This window comes from Plantactinospora sp. BC1, assembly GCF_003030345.1.
Lineage (GTDB): Bacteria > Actinomycetota > Actinomycetes > Mycobacteriales > Micromonosporaceae > Plantactinospora.
Genome location: NZ_CP028158.1, coordinates 5,870,151 through 5,885,144, shown reverse-complemented (window position 1 = coordinate 5,885,144; position 14,994 = coordinate 5,870,151). Strand labels below are relative to the sequence as shown.

12 protein-coding genes are annotated in these 14,994 nt (G+C 74.1%); 10 read left to right on the top strand and 2 right to left on the bottom strand.

Going from position 1 to position 14,994, the window contains the following annotated elements; genetic code table 11:
• The first annotated feature begins 56 nt into the window (after positions 1-56).
• The 10 genes from mnmA to C6361_RS25680 all read left to right on the top strand — a co-directional run bounded on the left by mnmA (position 57) and on the right by C6361_RS25680 (position 12,879).
• Positions 57-1,136 (top strand): tRNA 2-thiouridine(34) synthase MnmA, encoded by a 1,080-nt coding sequence (mnmA, locus tag C6361_RS25725; protein ID WP_199853080.1) that lies wholly within the window; start codon positions 57-59, stop codon positions 1,134-1,136.
• Positions 1,137-1,362: 226 nt separating this feature from the next.
• Positions 1,363-2,310, top strand: a complete 948-nt coding sequence (locus tag C6361_RS25720; RefSeq protein ID WP_107271183.1) for a methionine synthase — start codon at positions 1,363-1,365, stop codon at positions 2,308-2,310.
• A 35-nt stretch (positions 2,311-2,345) separates the two neighbouring features.
• Positions 2,346-2,720, top strand: coding sequence for a VOC family protein (locus C6361_RS25715; protein ID WP_107269257.1), 375 nt, complete (start codon positions 2,346-2,348; stop codon positions 2,718-2,720).
• 181 nt (positions 2,721-2,901) lie between these two features.
• Positions 2,902-3,924: an ADP-ribosylglycohydrolase family protein gene (locus C6361_RS25710; RefSeq protein ID WP_107271182.1), complete on the top strand. Its 1,023-nt coding sequence runs from the start codon at positions 2,902-2,904 to the stop codon at positions 3,922-3,924.
• A gap of 119 nt (positions 3,925-4,043) precedes the next feature.
• A complete protein-coding gene (ligA, locus tag C6361_RS25705) occupies positions 4,044-6,173 on the top strand; it encodes an NAD-dependent DNA ligase LigA (protein ID WP_107263908.1) in 2,130 nt (709 codons plus the stop codon).
• Between the two features lie 181 nt (positions 6,174-6,354).
• Positions 6,355-8,700 carry a bifunctional diguanylate cyclase/phosphodiesterase gene (locus tag C6361_RS25700; protein WP_107269256.1) on the top strand — a complete coding sequence of 782 codons (2,346 nt, stop codon included), beginning with the start codon at positions 6,355-6,357 and terminating at the stop codon, positions 8,698-8,700.
• Positions 8,701-8,869: 169 nt separating this feature from the next.
• Complete coding sequence (gene gatC / locus C6361_RS25695) at positions 8,870-9,211, top strand: Asp-tRNA(Asn)/Glu-tRNA(Gln) amidotransferase subunit GatC (protein ID WP_101371937.1); 342 nt, start codon at positions 8,870-8,872, stop codon at positions 9,209-9,211.
• 5 nt (positions 9,212-9,216) lie between these two features.
• Positions 9,217-10,692, top strand: coding sequence for an Asp-tRNA(Asn)/Glu-tRNA(Gln) amidotransferase subunit GatA (gatA, locus tag C6361_RS25690; RefSeq protein WP_107263909.1), 1,476 nt, complete (start codon positions 9,217-9,219; stop codon positions 10,690-10,692).
• A 216-nt stretch (positions 10,693-10,908) separates the two neighbouring features.
• On the top strand, positions 10,909-11,652 hold the full coding sequence (locus C6361_RS25685; protein WP_199853079.1) for a GNAT family N-acetyltransferase: 744 nt from the start codon (positions 10,909-10,911) through the stop codon (positions 11,650-11,652).
• Between the two features lie 147 nt (positions 11,653-11,799).
• Entirely contained in the window at positions 11,800-12,879 is a 1,080-nt protein-coding gene (locus tag C6361_RS25680) for a serine protease (RefSeq protein ID WP_159079475.1), read from the top strand.
• A 76-nt stretch (positions 12,880-12,955) separates the two neighbouring features.
• On the opposite strand, the gene C6361_RS25675 is transcribed toward C6361_RS25680, so the two are convergent.
• Entirely contained in the window at positions 12,956-13,843 is an 888-nt protein-coding gene (locus C6361_RS25675; RefSeq protein ID WP_107269254.1) for an alpha/beta fold hydrolase, read from the bottom strand.
• A gap of 145 nt (positions 13,844-13,988) precedes the next feature.
• The gene (locus C6361_RS25670) at positions 13,989-14,855 is read right to left on the bottom strand and encodes a metallophosphoesterase (protein ID WP_234358998.1); all 867 of its coding nucleotides are present in this window, start codon (positions 14,853-14,855) and stop codon (positions 13,989-13,991) included.
• Between the last annotated feature and the right edge of the window lie 139 nt (positions 14,856-14,994).

Sequence of the window (14,994 nt, the reverse complement as noted above, 5' to 3'; positions counted from 1 at the left end):
GATATGAAGGGGCCCTTCCGCACCGGCTAGGCTCGTCAGGTGGAGGGGATGGACCGGTGAGGGTACTGGCAGCGATGTCCGGCGGGGTCGACTCGGCGGTCGCCGCCGCGCGGGCGGTGGAGGCCGGACACGACGTCACCGGGGTGCACCTGGCGCTGGCGCGCAATCCGCAGACCTACCGGACCGGTGCCCGGGGCTGCTGCACCCTGGAGGACTCCCGGGACGCCCGGCGGGCGGCGGACGTGCTCGGCATCCCGTTCTACGTGTGGGACCTGGCCGACCGGTTCCACGAAGACGTGGTGGAGACCTTCGTCGCGGAGTACGCGGCGGGGCGTACCCCGAACCCGTGCCTGCGGTGCAACGAGAAGATCAAGTTCGCCGCCGTACTGGACCGGGCGGTGGCGCTCGGCTTCGACGCCGTGGTCACCGGTCACCACGCCCGGCTCGGCCCGGACGGGCTGCTCCGGCGCAGCGTCGACCTCGGCAAGGACCAGTCGTACGTGCTGGCGGTGCTGACCCGGGAGCAGCTCGACCGGTCGATCTTCCCGCTCGGCGACTCAACCAAGGCACAGGTACGCGCCGAGGCGGCCGACCGGGGCCTGGCGGTCGCCGACAAGCCCGACTCGCACGACATCTGCTTCATCGCCGACGGCGACACCCGGGGGTTCCTCGCCGACCGGCTGGGCGAGGCGCCCGGCGAGATTGTCGACGCCCGCACCGGTGCGGTGGTCGGCGCGCACAGCGGCGCGTACGCCTACACGGTGGGGCAGCGCAAGGGGTTGGCGCTCGGCGTGCCGGCCCCGGACGGGAAGCCCCGGTACGTGCTCTCGATCACCCCGAAGACCAACACCGTGACGGTGGGGCCGGCCGAGGCGCTGGAGGTCCGCACGGTGAGCGGCGAGCGGCCGGTCTGGACCGGTGGACCGGTGCCGACCGACGCCTTCGACTGCGAGGTGCAGTTGCGGGCACACGGCCAGGTGGTGCCGGCCACCGTCCGGCTCGACGGGGCGGCGCTGCGCGCCGAGCTGCGCGAGCCGGTCCGTGGGGTGGCGGCCGGGCAGGCGATCGTGGTCTACCGGCCCGATCCGGGCGGCGACGTCGTGCTCGGCTCGGCCACCATCAGCGCCGCCGCCTGAGAACGTCGCTCCGGTGCCGCATGCCGGGCAGTGCCGGAATGGACCGTCGGTGCCGGGTGGCCGGGCAGTGCCGGATGGACCGCCGGTGCCGGGTGGACTGCCGGTGCCGGGATAACCTGCCGACGTGACCGATCAACAGCAGCTGCCCGACCAACCGGCGGACTCGACGGCGGCGACCGGGCCGGCGTGGCCCTGGCCGGCCGGGGCGGCCTCCGGCATCGGCTCGATGCCCGGCACCGACATCGCCGAGGCCCAGCGGATCGTGCTCGGCGAGCTTCCCGTGCCGCACCTGCCCGAACTCCCCGCCAGGGGACCCGGTGCCGACCTGGTCGGCCGGAGCGCCGGGCTGCTGGTGGACCTGCCGGTCGAGCTCTACGCCGCCCGGTGGCGGATCGCCGGGCGTCCGGGGCGGGACCTGCGTCAGGCCCTCGACCTGCTGGAACGTGACCTGGACCAGATGACCGAGCAGGCCGGCGAGTTCACCGGCACCTTCAAGGTGCAGGCGGCCGGACCGCTCACCCTGGCCGCCAACGTCGAGCTTCCGGTCGGCGGTCGGATGCTCCGCGACCCCGGGGCGGTCCGGGACCTGACCGAGTCGCTCGCCGACGGGCTGCGCGGGTACGTGGCGCAGGTCCGCCGCCGGCTGCCCCGGGCCACGGTGCTGCTGCAACTGGACGAGCCGGCGCTGCCCGCCGTACTGGCCGGGCGGATTCCGACCGAGAGCGGGCTGGGGGCGTACCGGCCGGTCGAGTCGGGGACGGCGACCGGGCTGCTCCGTACCGTGGTGTCGACCGTCGACGCGCCGGTGGTGCTGCACTGCTGTGCCCGGGACGTACCGCTGGACCTGGTCCGGGCGGCCGGCGCGGCGGCGGTGGCGCTCGACCTGGCCCTGGTGGACCGGCTCGACCCGGTCGGCGAGGCGATCGACGCCGGGCTCGGACTCTTCGCCGGGGCGGCACCGACGCTGCCGCCGCAGGGCGGGCGCGGGCCGTCGTCGGCCCAGGTCGCCGATCGGGTACGCCAACTCTGGGACCGGCTCGGCTTCCCCCGCGCCCGGCTCGCCGAGCAGGTGGTGGTGACCCCCGCCTGCGGGCTGGCCGGCGCCACCGGCGAGTACGCCCGGACCCTCCTCACCGCCTGCCGGGACGCGGGTCGCCGACTCGCCGAGGAGTAGGTTTTCCTGTCACATCCGACGGGCAGGATGGGGGCATGATCGGTCACCTCCGTTCCGTCGTCATCGACTGCCCTGATCCGCGCGCCCTGGCCGGCTTCTATTCGGAGCTGCTCGGGCTGCCCGTCGACGATCGGGGGGCCGACGACGACGATGGCTGGGTCGTGCTCGGCGGCGAGCCCGGGCAGCATCCCCGGCTCGCCTTCCAGAAGGCGGTCAACCTGCGGGAGCCGCGCTGGCCCGACCCACACCGGCCGCAGCAGTTCCACCTGGACGTCACCGTCGACGACATCGAGCAGGCCGAGGCCCAGGCGCTGGCGCTCGGTGCGACCCGGCTGCCCGGCGAGGGTCAGGGCTGGCGGGTCTACGCCGATCCCGCCGGCCACCCGTTCTGCCTCTGCTGGGACGACTGAGCCAGCCGACCGGGCCCCGCCGGGACGGCTGGGCCGACTCACCCGGCTCCGCTGGGACGACTGGGCCGACTCACCGGGCTCCGCCGGGACGACTGGGCAACTGACCAGGCTCCGCCGGGACGACTGGGCAGGCCGAGCGGGCGGGTGGCGGCGCCGGAACGACTCCGGGAAGATGGCCGCCATGCCTGATCCGGTCACCGCCTCGCCACACCTCGCCCGCGCCTCCGGCTCGCTCTTCGGGCTGGCCTACGGTGACGCGCTCGGGGCGCCGACCGAGTTCCTGCCGGTCGTCGAGATCCACCGCCGGTACGGCCCGGCCGGCCCCCGCGAGCTGGTCGGCGAGCCGGCCCGGGTCACCGACGACACCCAGATGGGGCTGGCGGTCGGCTGGGCGTTGCACGAGGCCGGCCCGGCGCCCACCCCCGAGGCGCTGGAGCCGCTGCTCCGGCAGCGCTTCGTGGCCTGGGCGCAGAGTCCGGAGAACAATCGCGCCCCCGGGATGACCTGCCTGCGCGCCTGCGGCGGCCTGGCCGAGGGGCTGCGCTGGCAGGCGGCGACGGTGGCCGACTCGAAGGGCTGCGGCGCCAACATGCGGGTCACCCCGGTCGGGCTGGTCCCCGGCTACGACCTGGAGACGCTGGCCGGCGTCGCCCAGTTGCAGGCCGGGCTGACCCACGGCCACCCGACCGGGCTCGCCGCGAGCGAGCTGACCGCGTACGCGGTCCGGGTGCTGCGCGACGGCGCGGCCCTGGCCGAGCTGCCCGGCCTGCTGCGGGACCGGGCCGTACGGCAGCGCACCGTCTACCGGACCGACTGGCTCGGCGACCTGTGGCAGCGGCCCGCCGTCGACGACCCGGTCACCTTCATCTCCCGGGGCTGGGACGAGTGCCTCGGGGTGCTCGACGCGCTGGACGCGGCGCTGGCGTCACCGGACGACGGCACCGACGCGTGCGCGGCCACCGGGGCGGGCTGGATCGCCGAGGAGGCGCTCGGCACCGCCCTGTACTGCGCGATCCGGCACGCCGACGACCCGGTGTCGGCGCTGGCCCGGGGCGCCACCACCTCCGGCGACTCGGACTCGATCGCCTGCCTGGCCGGGGCCTTCGTCGGCGCGGCGTACGGGATGGCGGCCTGGCCCGCCGACTGGCCCGACCGGATCGAGTACGCCGACCAGCTCGGCACCCTCGGCGCCGCCTGGGACTGACCGCCGCCGCGTACCGCCGGGGTTCCGACGGTGGCGCCGGACGGGGCCCGGCCAGGCCGGTCCGACTGTGCGTGCCGGGGAGGGCGGTTAGGTTTGCGGTGAGGTCGGAGGAGGTCGAGGTGTCCGAGGAAGCGATCCCGCAGCAGGTCGGGCCGGAGCAGGAGGCGGCGGCCGGCGAGGAGCCGACCGCCGGGGCACGGGACCGGCACGCCGAGCTGAGCACCGAGATCACCGACCACCAGTACCGGTACTACGTGCTCGACGCGCCGATCGTCTCGGACGCCGAGTTCGACACGCTGCTGCGCGAGCTGGAGGCGCTGGAGGAGCGCTATCCGGCGCTGCGTACCCCGGAGTCGCCGACCCAGCGGGTCGGCGGCACCTTCTCCACGCTCTTCACCCCGGTGCCGCACATCGAGCGGATGATGTCGCTGGACAACGCCTTCACGCCAGAGCAGTTGGCGGGTTGGGTGGAGCGGATCGAGCGGGATGCCGGCGGTCCGGTGGACTACCTCTGCGAGCTGAAGGTGGACGGGCTGGCGATCAACCTCACCTACGAGAAGGGTCGGCTGGTCCGGGCCGCGACCCGGGGCGACACCCGGATCGGCGAGGACGTCACCGCGAACGTACGGACCCTGAAGGAGGTGCCGGAGCGGCTGACCGACGGCACCGAACCCGTCCCGGAGCTGCTGGAGGTGCGGGGCGAGATCTACTTTCCGGTGGCCGCCTTCGCCGACCTGAACGCGGGGCTGGTCGAGCAGGGGAAGCCGCCCTTCGCCAACCCGCGCAACGCGGCGGCGGGCAGCCTGCGGCAGAAGGATCCCCGGATCACGGCGAGCCGGCCGCTGCGGCTGGTCGTGCACGGCCTGGGGGCGCGGCAGGGGTTCGCGCCGGCCGCCCAGTCCGAGGCGTACGCGGCGCTGCGCGGCTGGGGGCTGCCGACCAGCGACCGCTGGCGGGTGGTGCCGGACCTGGCCGGCATCACCGACTACGTCGAGTACTACGCCGAGCACCGGCACGACGTCGAGCACGAGATCGACGGGGTGGTGGTCAAGGTCGACCCGGTGGCCATCCAGGGCCGGCTCGGCTCGACCAGCCGGGCACCCCGCTGGGCGATCGCCTTCAAGTACCCGCCGGAGGAGGTCACCACCGAGCTGCTCGACATCGAGGTGAACGTCGGCCGGACCGGCCGGGTGACCCCGTTCGCCGAGTTGAAGCCGGTGAAGGTGGCCGGTTCGACGGTGGCCCGGGCCACCCTGCACAACGCGCACGAGGTGGAGCGCAAGGGTGTGCTGATCGGCGACACGGTGGTGATCCGCAAGGCCGGTGACGTGATCCCGGAGGTGCTCGGGCCGATCGTGGAGCTGCGCCCGCCGGACGCCCGCCGGTTCGAGATGCCGACCCGCTGCCCGGCCTGCGGCACCGCCCTGGCGCCGTCCCGGGAGGGCGACGTCGACATCCGCTGCCCGAACGCGCGTACCTGCCCGGCGCAGCTGCGCGAGCGGATCTTCTATCTGGCCAGCCGGGAGGCGCTGGACATCGAGGTGCTCGGCTTCAAGGCGGTCGGCGCGCTGCTCGACGCGGGAGTGATCACCGACGAGGGCGACCTCTTCTATCTGGACGAGGAGCGGCTGGCCCGGGTGCCGTTCTTCGTACGCAAGGACGGCACGCTGGGCCGCAACGCGCAGAAGTTGCTGGAGAGTCTCGCCGCCGCGAAGGACCGGCCGCTGGCCCGGGTGCTGGTGGCGCTCTCCGTCCGGCACGTGGGCCCGACCGCCGCCGAGGCGCTGGCCCGGGAGTTCGGCTCGATCGCGGCGATCGAGGCGGCCGGTGAGCCGGAACTGTCGGCGGTGGACGGTGTCGGGCCGACGATCGCGGTCAGCCTGCGGGAGTGGTTCGAGGTGGACTGGCACCGCGAGGTGCTGCGCAAGTGGGCCGAGGCGGGCGTACGGATGGCCGAGGAGCGGGTCGAGGAGGGGCCGCGCCCGCTGGAGGGGTTGACCGTGGTGGTGACCGGGACGCTGTCCGGGTACACCCGGGACCGGGCGGCCGAGGAGCTGCGGCTGCGGGGCGCCAAGGTCAGCGGCTCCGTCTCGAAGAAGACCGACTTCGTGGTGGTCGGCGACAACCCGGGCTCCAAGGCGGAGAAGGCGGCGGCGCTGAAGGTGCCTATGCTCGACGAGGCCGGTTTCGCGGCGCTGCTCACGGAGGGTCCGGAGGCCGCGGGTAGGCTCGTACTCAGTGACGATTAGTAATGGGTCGATCAGCAATCCGTAACAGAACTTCCTGGGCAAGATGCGCAGTATTTCAAGTTAGTCACGACTAGGCCCGATTCGCGTCTGTCGCCTCCCGCCGGGCGCGGGTCAGGGCGTTTCATGGGAGGCACGTCGCGCGGCAGCCGCCGCGCCCAGACCGAGAGGTTCGGGAGGTCACATGGAGGCCGCCGCGCTGCGGAACTCCGTCCCTCCAGATCGGACGGCGCCGTTCTTCGGCTTCGTCTGGGCTGTCGTCGGCCTGGCCGTCGGGGTCTCCGCCGTGTCGCTGCTCGCCCTCCCCGGCGAGCTGCCCCGGCTGCCGCTGGCGTTCTGGCTGATGGCGGCCCTCGCGGTCACCTTCGACGCCCGCCCGTTCAGCCCGCACGCCGAGCGGCGCAGCATGTCGGTCTTCCCGTCGATCTGCTTCACCTTCGCCGTCGCCCTGGAGTGGGGGCCGGGGCCGGCCATCGCGGTACAGGCCGCCGCCGTGCTGGTCTCCGGCTGGCGGATGCGGTACGCGCCCTGGCGCACGATCTTCAACATCGCCCAGTACGCCTGCGCACTCGTCGCCGCCGACGCGGTCGTCCGGCTGGTACCCGGTGACGGGTTCGGCGGGACCGACCGGCTCCGGCCGCTCGACGTGCTCGTCGCGGTCGGCGCGGCGGGCGCCTGGCTGACCGTCAACCACGGCCTGGTCGCCACCGCCGTCCGGCTGCGCTTCGGCGGCCGGTGGTGGACCCGGATCCGCCAGGGGCTCGGCTTCGAGCTGCTCGCCACCGGCTCGCTGCTGCTGCTCGCCCCGGTGCTGGTCGCCGCCGCCCGGACCAGCCCGGCGCTGGTCCCGATGATGGTGCTGCCGCTCTACGCCGTCTCCCGGATGGCCCGGCTCTCCGCCGAACGGGAGCAGCTCGCCCGGCAGGACCCGCTGACCGGGCTGGCCAACCGGGAGGCGCTGCGGGTCGAGGTGACCGAGCAGGTGGCGGTGCACGCCGAGCTGGCCGGCAAGCAGGCCCCCGGCGGGCAGCTCGCGCTGCTCCTGCTCGACCTGGACCGCTTCAAGCACGTCAACGACGCCCTCGGGCACGCCGTCGGGGACCGGCTGCTGGTCGAGGTCGCCGCCCGGCTGACCACGGCCGTACGCCCGCCGGACGTGATCGCCCGGCTCGGCGGGGACGAGTTCGCCATCCTCGCCACCCGGCTCGACGGGGTGGCGGACGCCCGGCGGGTCGCCGACCGGGTGGTCGGGGAGCTGACCGACCCGGTACCGCTGGACGGGCTGCCGCTGGACGTCGGCGGCTCGATCGGGATAGCGCTCTATCCGGAGCACGGCGCCGACTTCGCCACCCTGATGCGCCACGCCGACGTGGCGATGTACGACGCGAAGCACCGGGGCGACCCGGTGGCGGTCTACGCCGCCGAGTCCGACCACAACTCGGCGGAGCGGCTGAGCCTGCTGGCCGACCTGCGCCGGGTGTTGGAGACCGGGGCCGACGACGCCGGTGAGATCACCCTCTACTACCAGCCGCAGATCGCGATCGCCACCGGCGAGGTGGTCGGGGTGGAGGCGCTGCTGCGCTGGCGGCACCCCCGGCGTGGCATGGTCGACCCGGAGGAGCTGATCCGGGTCGCCGAGCAGAGCGCGGTGATGCGGCTGCTGACCCGCCGGGTCGTCGACGACGTGGTGGAGCAGCTCGCGAAGTGGTCCGCCGCCGGGCTGGAGCTGCGGGCGGCGGTCAACGTCAGCGTCCGTGACCTGCACACCGGGGAGATCGCCGACCAGATCGCGGAGCGGCTCGCCCGGTACGGCGTACCGCCGTCGCGGATCCAGCTGGAGATGACCGAGGGCGCGCTGATGGCCGACCCGCGCCGGGTGCTGGCCACCATCACCCGGCTGGACCGGATCGGGGTGGCGATCTCGATGGACGACTTCGGCACCGGCTACTCCTCGATGCAGCACCTGCGCCGGCTGCCGCTGGCCGAGGTGAAGGTCGACCGCTCCTTCGTACTCGGGATGGTCGCCGACGCCGACGACGCGGCGATCGTCCGGTCGGTGATCGAGCTGGCCGGTGCCCTGGGGTTGCGGGTCGTCGCCGAGGGGGTGGAGGACGAGCGCACCTGGCGGCTGCTGCACGAGGCCGGCTGCGAGGTCGCGCAGGGCTGGTTCTTCGCCCGGCCGATGCCGGCGGAGGAGCTGGTCACCTGGCTCTCGCGGTACCGGCCGATCAGCCCCGCCGCCCGGGTCGGCGCCGGCGGCCCCGCCCCGGCCGGCGCGGAGCGGACCGGCTCGGGCGTCCGGGCCGGGCGGGACGACGGCCGGGCGGCACCGCTCGGCGAGCGGGCGGTGCGCAACGGCGACGGGGCGGCGCAGCTCGGCGAGCGGCCGGACCGGCCGCCCGGGGTGGCCGGGCCGACGATTGAGCGGGACGCGCTGGCCGAGCCGGTCGAGCCGGGCACGCCGGTGACGGCGAGCGGCGGACCGGCGAAGGCGGAGGCGGCGGCCCGGCTGCATCCGAGCGTGGAGTGACCCGGCGGTCGCAGGGTGCCGCCGGGGACGGCCGGGGCCCGGGGGAGTCGGGGGCGGCGACGCTCGGGGTGCCAAATAGACTCGCTGGGGTCGCGGCGCGCGTGCCACGCTGCGCCGGGAAAGTCGACGGCGGAAGCCGCGTAGACGTCAAGGCATGAAGGGGGCACCGATGTCCGCCATCTCCCGCGAGGAGGTCGCGCACCTGGCGCGACTGTCGCGGCTCGCCGTCACCGAGGAGGAGCTGGACACCTTCGCCGGCCAGCTCGACGTGATCCTCCAGGCCGTCGCGCGGGTCGGCGAGGTGGCCGCCGCGGACATCCCGCCCACCTCGCACTCCGTGCCGCTGACCAACGTGCTGCGCGACGACGTGGTGGTGCCCGGCCTGACCCGGGCGGAGGCGCTCTCCGGGGCGCCGGACAGCGAGGAGGACCGGTTCCGGGTGCCGCGCATCCTGGACGAGGACGAGCCGCCCAGCCCCCGTGGTGAGGGCCCGGCGGAAGGGAACGCGTGACCACCATGGCTGACGTGACCAGGATGACCGCGACCGAGATCGCGGCCCTCATCGCCGGTGGCGAGGCGTCCGCGGTCGAGGTGACCCAGGCGCACCTGGACCGGATCGCCGCGGTCGACGACCGGGTGCACGCCTTCCTGCACGTCGACACCGACGGTGCGCTGGAGGCGGCCCGCGCGGTCGACGCGAAGCGGGCCGCCGGGGAGAAGTTGGGCCCGCTGGCCGGGGTGCCGGTGGCGGTCAAGGACGTGCTCACCACCAAGGGCGTGCCGACGACCGTCGGGTCCAAGATCCTCCAGGGCTGGCGGCCGCCGTACGACTCGACGATCGTGCGCCGGCTGCGCGAGGCCGGCACGGTGATGCTGGGCAAGACCAACATGGACGAGTTCGCGATGGGCTCGTCGACGGAATACTCGGCGTACGGGCCGACGGGGAACCCGTGGGACCTGGGGCGGATCCCGGGCGGCTCCGGCGGCGGCAGCTCGGCCGCGCTGGCCGCGTACGAGGCGCCGCTGGCGATCGGTTCCGACACCGGCGGCTCGATCCGGCAGCCGGGTGCGGTGACCGGCACCGTCGGGGCGAAGCCGACCTACGGCGGCACCTCGCGATATGGCCTCGTCGCCTTCTCCTCGTCGCTGGACACCCCCGGCCCGTGTGCGCGTACGGTGCTGGACGCGGCGCTGCTGCACGAGGTGATCGGCGGGCACGACCCGCGCGACTCCACCTCGATCCCGGCGCCGGTGCCGGACGTGGTCGCCGCCGCCCGGGCCGGCGCCTCCGGTGACCTGACCGGAGTCCGGCTGGGCCTGGTCACCGAGTTCTCCGGCGAGGGTGCCGAGCCGGGGGTGACGGCCGCGTTCCGGGACGCCGTCGACGCGCTGACCAAGCTCGGTGCCGAGGTCGTCGAGGTCTCCTGCCCGCACTTCCAGTACGCGCTGCCGGCCTACTACCTGATCGCGCCGAGCGAGTGCTCCTCGAACCTGGCCCGGTTCGACGGGGTGCGGTTCGGGCTGCGGGTCGGCGACGACGGCGTGCACTCGCTGGAGGAGGTGATGTCGCTGACCCGGGACGCCGGCTTCGGCCCCGAGGTCAAGCGGCGGATCATGCTCGGCACGTACGCGCTCTCGTCCGGCTACTACGACGCCTACTACGGGCAGGCGCAGAAGGTGCGTACCCTGATCACCCGCGACTTCACCGCCGCGTTCGAGCAGGCCGACGTGCTGATCTCGCCGACGACGCCGTTCGTGGCGTTCCCGTTCGGCTCGCGGACGGCGGATCCCTACCAGATGTACCTGGCGGACCTCTTCACCATCCCGACCAACCTCTACGGCGGGCCGGGCATCTCGGTGCCGTGCGGGCTGTCGGAGGGGCTGCCGGTGGGCTTGCAGATCATGGCGCCGACGATGGCGGACGACCGGATGTACCGGGTCGGCGCCGCGCTGGAGTCGGTGATCGGCACGCTCACCCCGCCGGAGCTCTGAGCCGGGGTCACCTTCCGTCGGGGACCGTCCCGCCGGCGGTGGTACCGGAAGGTGCGCATCCGCCGGCGGTGTGGGCGCCGGACGCAGCCGGGATGCAGGGCGGGCGCAGCGCGGTCTCGGCCCGGCGGGAGCAAGGCCGGTCACACTCCGACCCTTATTGCCAAGAGTGTGCAATAAGGTCGGTGCACCGGCCATCCCGCAACCGGGGGGACACCCATGCCGCACGGCTTCACCGGCTCTGCCCGCAGCGCCGAGACCACCTCCACCGTCGAGTTCCCGGTCGACCCCTCAGTCCCCGAGCTGATCATGGCCTGGGGGCGCGGCTGGGCGGTTTCCCGGGGGACGCCCGCGCCGGTCGAGGTCCCCGGCGGCTTCCGGGTCGACGTCGGCCTGCCGGGCCATCGGGTACGCCACGTGCTGCACACCTACGACGCCGAGCTGCTCGGCCGGCTCGGTCGGGAGCTGACCGCCCCCGGCAACTGGATCAAGGTGAGTGGAGATCCGGCCGGGTTCCGGGCCGCCCTGCCCGACGGCTGGACGATGGACATCGCCGGACACCTGATGAGCGTGCGGTTCCGCGCGGAGCCGGTCGCGCCGCCCGCCGGCTACACGGTCCGGGTGCACACCGAGCCCGGCACCGGGGTGGTCGTCGCGACGGTGCACGACAGCGTCGGCGGCAGGGCCGCGTCGGGGCGGCTCGCCCCCGCCGGGGAGTTCGGCATCGTCGACCAGGTCGAGACCGAGCCGGCACACCGGCGGCGGGGGCTGGGCAGCGTCGTCATGCGTACCCTCGCCGCGCGGGCGGTGGCCGGCGGGCTGCGTACCGGAATCCTGGTCGCCACCGACGACGGCCGCGCCCTCTACCGCGCTCTCGGCTGGGACGTCCGCTCCGACGTCTCCGGGGCGTACCGCCCGGAGGTCCGGGCCGGGGCGCGGCCGCCGGGGCATCCGCGCGGCTGACCGGTCGGTCCGGGAGCGCCCCGCTGTCCAGTCCTGTCCAACCGGGTCCAGGATGCCCGGCGGCACCGTCGGACATCGATGACTCTCTGCTCAGTAGCGGCGCCGGCGGGGGTTCGGCGCAGATGCCTACCGAGGAGGAGCCAGTCCATGAGAGTCCTACCCAAGAGGGCCAACTGGGCAACATCAGCGGCGGTCGCCCTGGTGCTGGCGGCGCCGGCCCTGGCGCTGAGCCAGCCGGCGGGTGCCGCACCCGCACCCGGCCTGGACCCGGGTGCCACCGCCGAGGCGTGGGCGGCCGGCCGGGCCGCGTACGGGCCGGGGGCCAGCGAGCACCAGGCGATCGAGGCGTACTGGACGCCGGAGCGGATGCGGGCGGCGCAGCCCGTCGAGGAGTCACCCGCCTACCGGCAGGCGGTCAAGCGGTACGTCGACAGTGGACAGGCGAACCGGCAGGCGGTCGACCGGGGCGCCCGGCTGACGATCCCGCCGGCCGCCGGTGAGCTGGGTACCCCGGAGCGCGGTCCGGTGCCGGCGGCACTCAACCCGAACTTCGCCTCCAACCACCCGACGGCGCGGACCAGTGGCAAGGTCTTCTTCACCCTGCCCACCGGCAACTTCGTCTGCTCCGGGACGGTGGTCAACTCCGAGGGCCAGGACACGGTCTGGACCGCCGGGCACTGCACCCACCCGGGCGGTCCGGGCGGCGCGCTGGCCACCAACTGGGCCTTCGTGCCCGCCTTCGACGACGACCTCGCCAATCCCCGGCCGTTCGGCACCTGGACGGCGTCCCGGCTCGTCCCGGCGCCGGGCTGGACCGCCAGCTCGAACTTTGCCGAGGACATGGCGGTGGCGATCATGAACACCCTGAACGGGCAGCACATCGTCGCCCGGCTCGGCGGCCAGGGCCTGGACGTCAACCGGGGCCTGAACGTCCCGATCAACGCCTTCGGCTATCCGCAGGAGGCGCCCTTCGACGGCGGGAACCTGCTGCGCTGCTCCGGCAACTCGCAGCCGGAGTCGGCCGGTGCCACCCAGACCATCCGGATCCCCTGCGACATGACCCGGGGCTCCAGCGGCGGCGGCTGGCTGCTCAACTGGGACGGCAACTTCGGCTTCCTGTACGGCGTCAACAGCCGGATCGACCGGATCGTCAACCCGACGATCATGATCTCGCCGTTCTTCGACAACACCGCGCTGAACCTCTACAACCAGACCAGGAACCTCTGACCGTTCGACAGGTCGCCGCGGTTGTGGCGCCGTCCGGGGTGGGCCGCTGGGCCGGCCGCCCCGGACGGCGCCGACGTCATCGGGCCGGCATCGGCTGCCGCTGGGTCCGGCCGAGGAACTCCCGGATGTGGCCGGCGATCTCGTCGCCGTGCGTCTCCAGCGCGAAGTGGCCGGTGTCGAGGAGGTGGATCTCGGCGTCCGGCAGGTCCCGCTGGAAGGCGCGGGCACCCTCCGGGCCGAAGATCGGATCGTTGGCGCCCCAGACGGCGAGCAGCGGTACCCGGGTCTGCCGGAAGCACTCCTGGGCCCGGGGATAGAGGTCGAGGTTCGTCTGGTAGTCCCGGAAGAGCTGGAGTTGGTTGTCGTGGTTGCCCGGCCGGCCGAGCACCTCCATCGCGTGGTGCCAGGCGTCCGGGCTGACCAGGCTGACGTCCGGCACCCCGGTCTCGTACTGGGCCCGGACCTCCTGCTCGGTGAAGGCCAGCCGGGCGACGGCCTCGTTCTCCGGTCCGGGATCCTTCGCGTACCCGAAGAGCGGCTTCCAGAACTTCTCGACGAATCCCTCCCGGTAGGCGTTCCCGCTCTGGGTGACGATCGCCGAGATGCTCTCCGGCCGGCGCAGCAGCAGCCGCAGGGCGATCGGCGCGCCGTAGTCCTGCATGTAGACGGCGTACCGGCGGATGTCGAGCTGGTCCAGCAGCCCCATGGTGACGTCGGTGAGCGCGTCGAAGGTGTACGGGAAGTCGCCCAGGGACGGGACCGCGGAGTAGCCGAAGCCGATGTGGTCCGGCGCCACCACGTGGTAGTCGTCGGCCAGCGCCGGGATCAGGTTCCGGAACATGTGCGAGCTGGTCGGGAAACCGTGCAGCAGGACCAGCGGCGGCGCGTCCGGCGGGCCGGCCTCGCGGTAGAAGACGTCCAGGCCGTCGACCGTGGTGTTCCGGTGGTGTACCGCGCCGCTCATCGTTCCCCCGCGATCGTCCCGGCAGATTCGCCTCTTTCGCTCATACTCCCCAATCCCGGTCTTCTCCGGGCGGGTATCGACAGCGGCGGAGGTGTCCGGGCCGGCCGGGTGGGCCGGAGATCCGAGCGGCGGTGGCGGTGCCCGGTCACCCGCCCTCGGGGAGTTCCTGGCCGGTGAGGAGCCGGGCGCCGTCGAGCAGCAGCGGCTGCCAGCCGGGCGCGCCGGTACGCCCGTGCTTCGGATCGATCCCGGTGAAGATCCGTCCGCCGATGCGCACCCGGACGTGCCGGGCGGCCCAGTCGGCGGTGGCGCGCTGGCGTACCCGGCCGGGGCACCGCCAGGTGCGGTCGGCGAAGCGTACGACCTGGGAGTGCCCGTGCACCTGGCCGAAGGGCACGAACCCGCCACCGCCGTAGTACGCCAACCACGGCTCGTGCAGCTCCCAGCCCGCCTCGGCCCAGAACGGCCCGGCCGCCCGGTCCACCCCGAACTCCCCGCCCCGGAAGATCAGGGGCCCCGGGCGGTCGTTCAGCAGCCGGGCCGCGAGCGCGGCGCTCGGCGGCTCGCCCAGCTCCCGCCAGGCGCCGACCGTCAACCCGGCGTGGCAGGCCAGCAGGTCCTCGCCGTCGGCGGTGCGGATCGCGACGGCCACCCGCAGCCGGCCCTCCGCCCACCAGGAGCGGAGCAGCTCGGCGTCGGTGTCGGCGAGCCGGTCCGGCCAGAACGGCGTCCCGCCGGGCAGGTACTGCGCCTCGTGGTTGCCGGCGAGCTGGATCCACCGCTCCGGCTGGTGGTCGAGATACCAGCGGACGATCTCCAGCACCGCGCCGCTGTGCGGGCCCCGGTCGACGAGATCGCCGACCTGCACCACCGTGACGTCGTCGGGCAGGCCCGGCCGGTCGTCGTCCGCGCCGAGCGCCCGCAGGGCGTCGCGCAACTGGTCGGCGTGGCCACCGACGTCACCGATCAGCGCTATCCGGACCATCGCCGCTCCCCGGTCGGACGAACCCACTGTCGGCGAGGGTAGCTCGGCGACGGATCATCCGGCCGCCCCGTTCGTCGACTATGGACGGTGCTTCGGCCCGGTCCCGCCGGATTCGACCACGCCGGGTGCCGGCTCGACGCCGGGGCGTACCGATCGACCGGGCGGG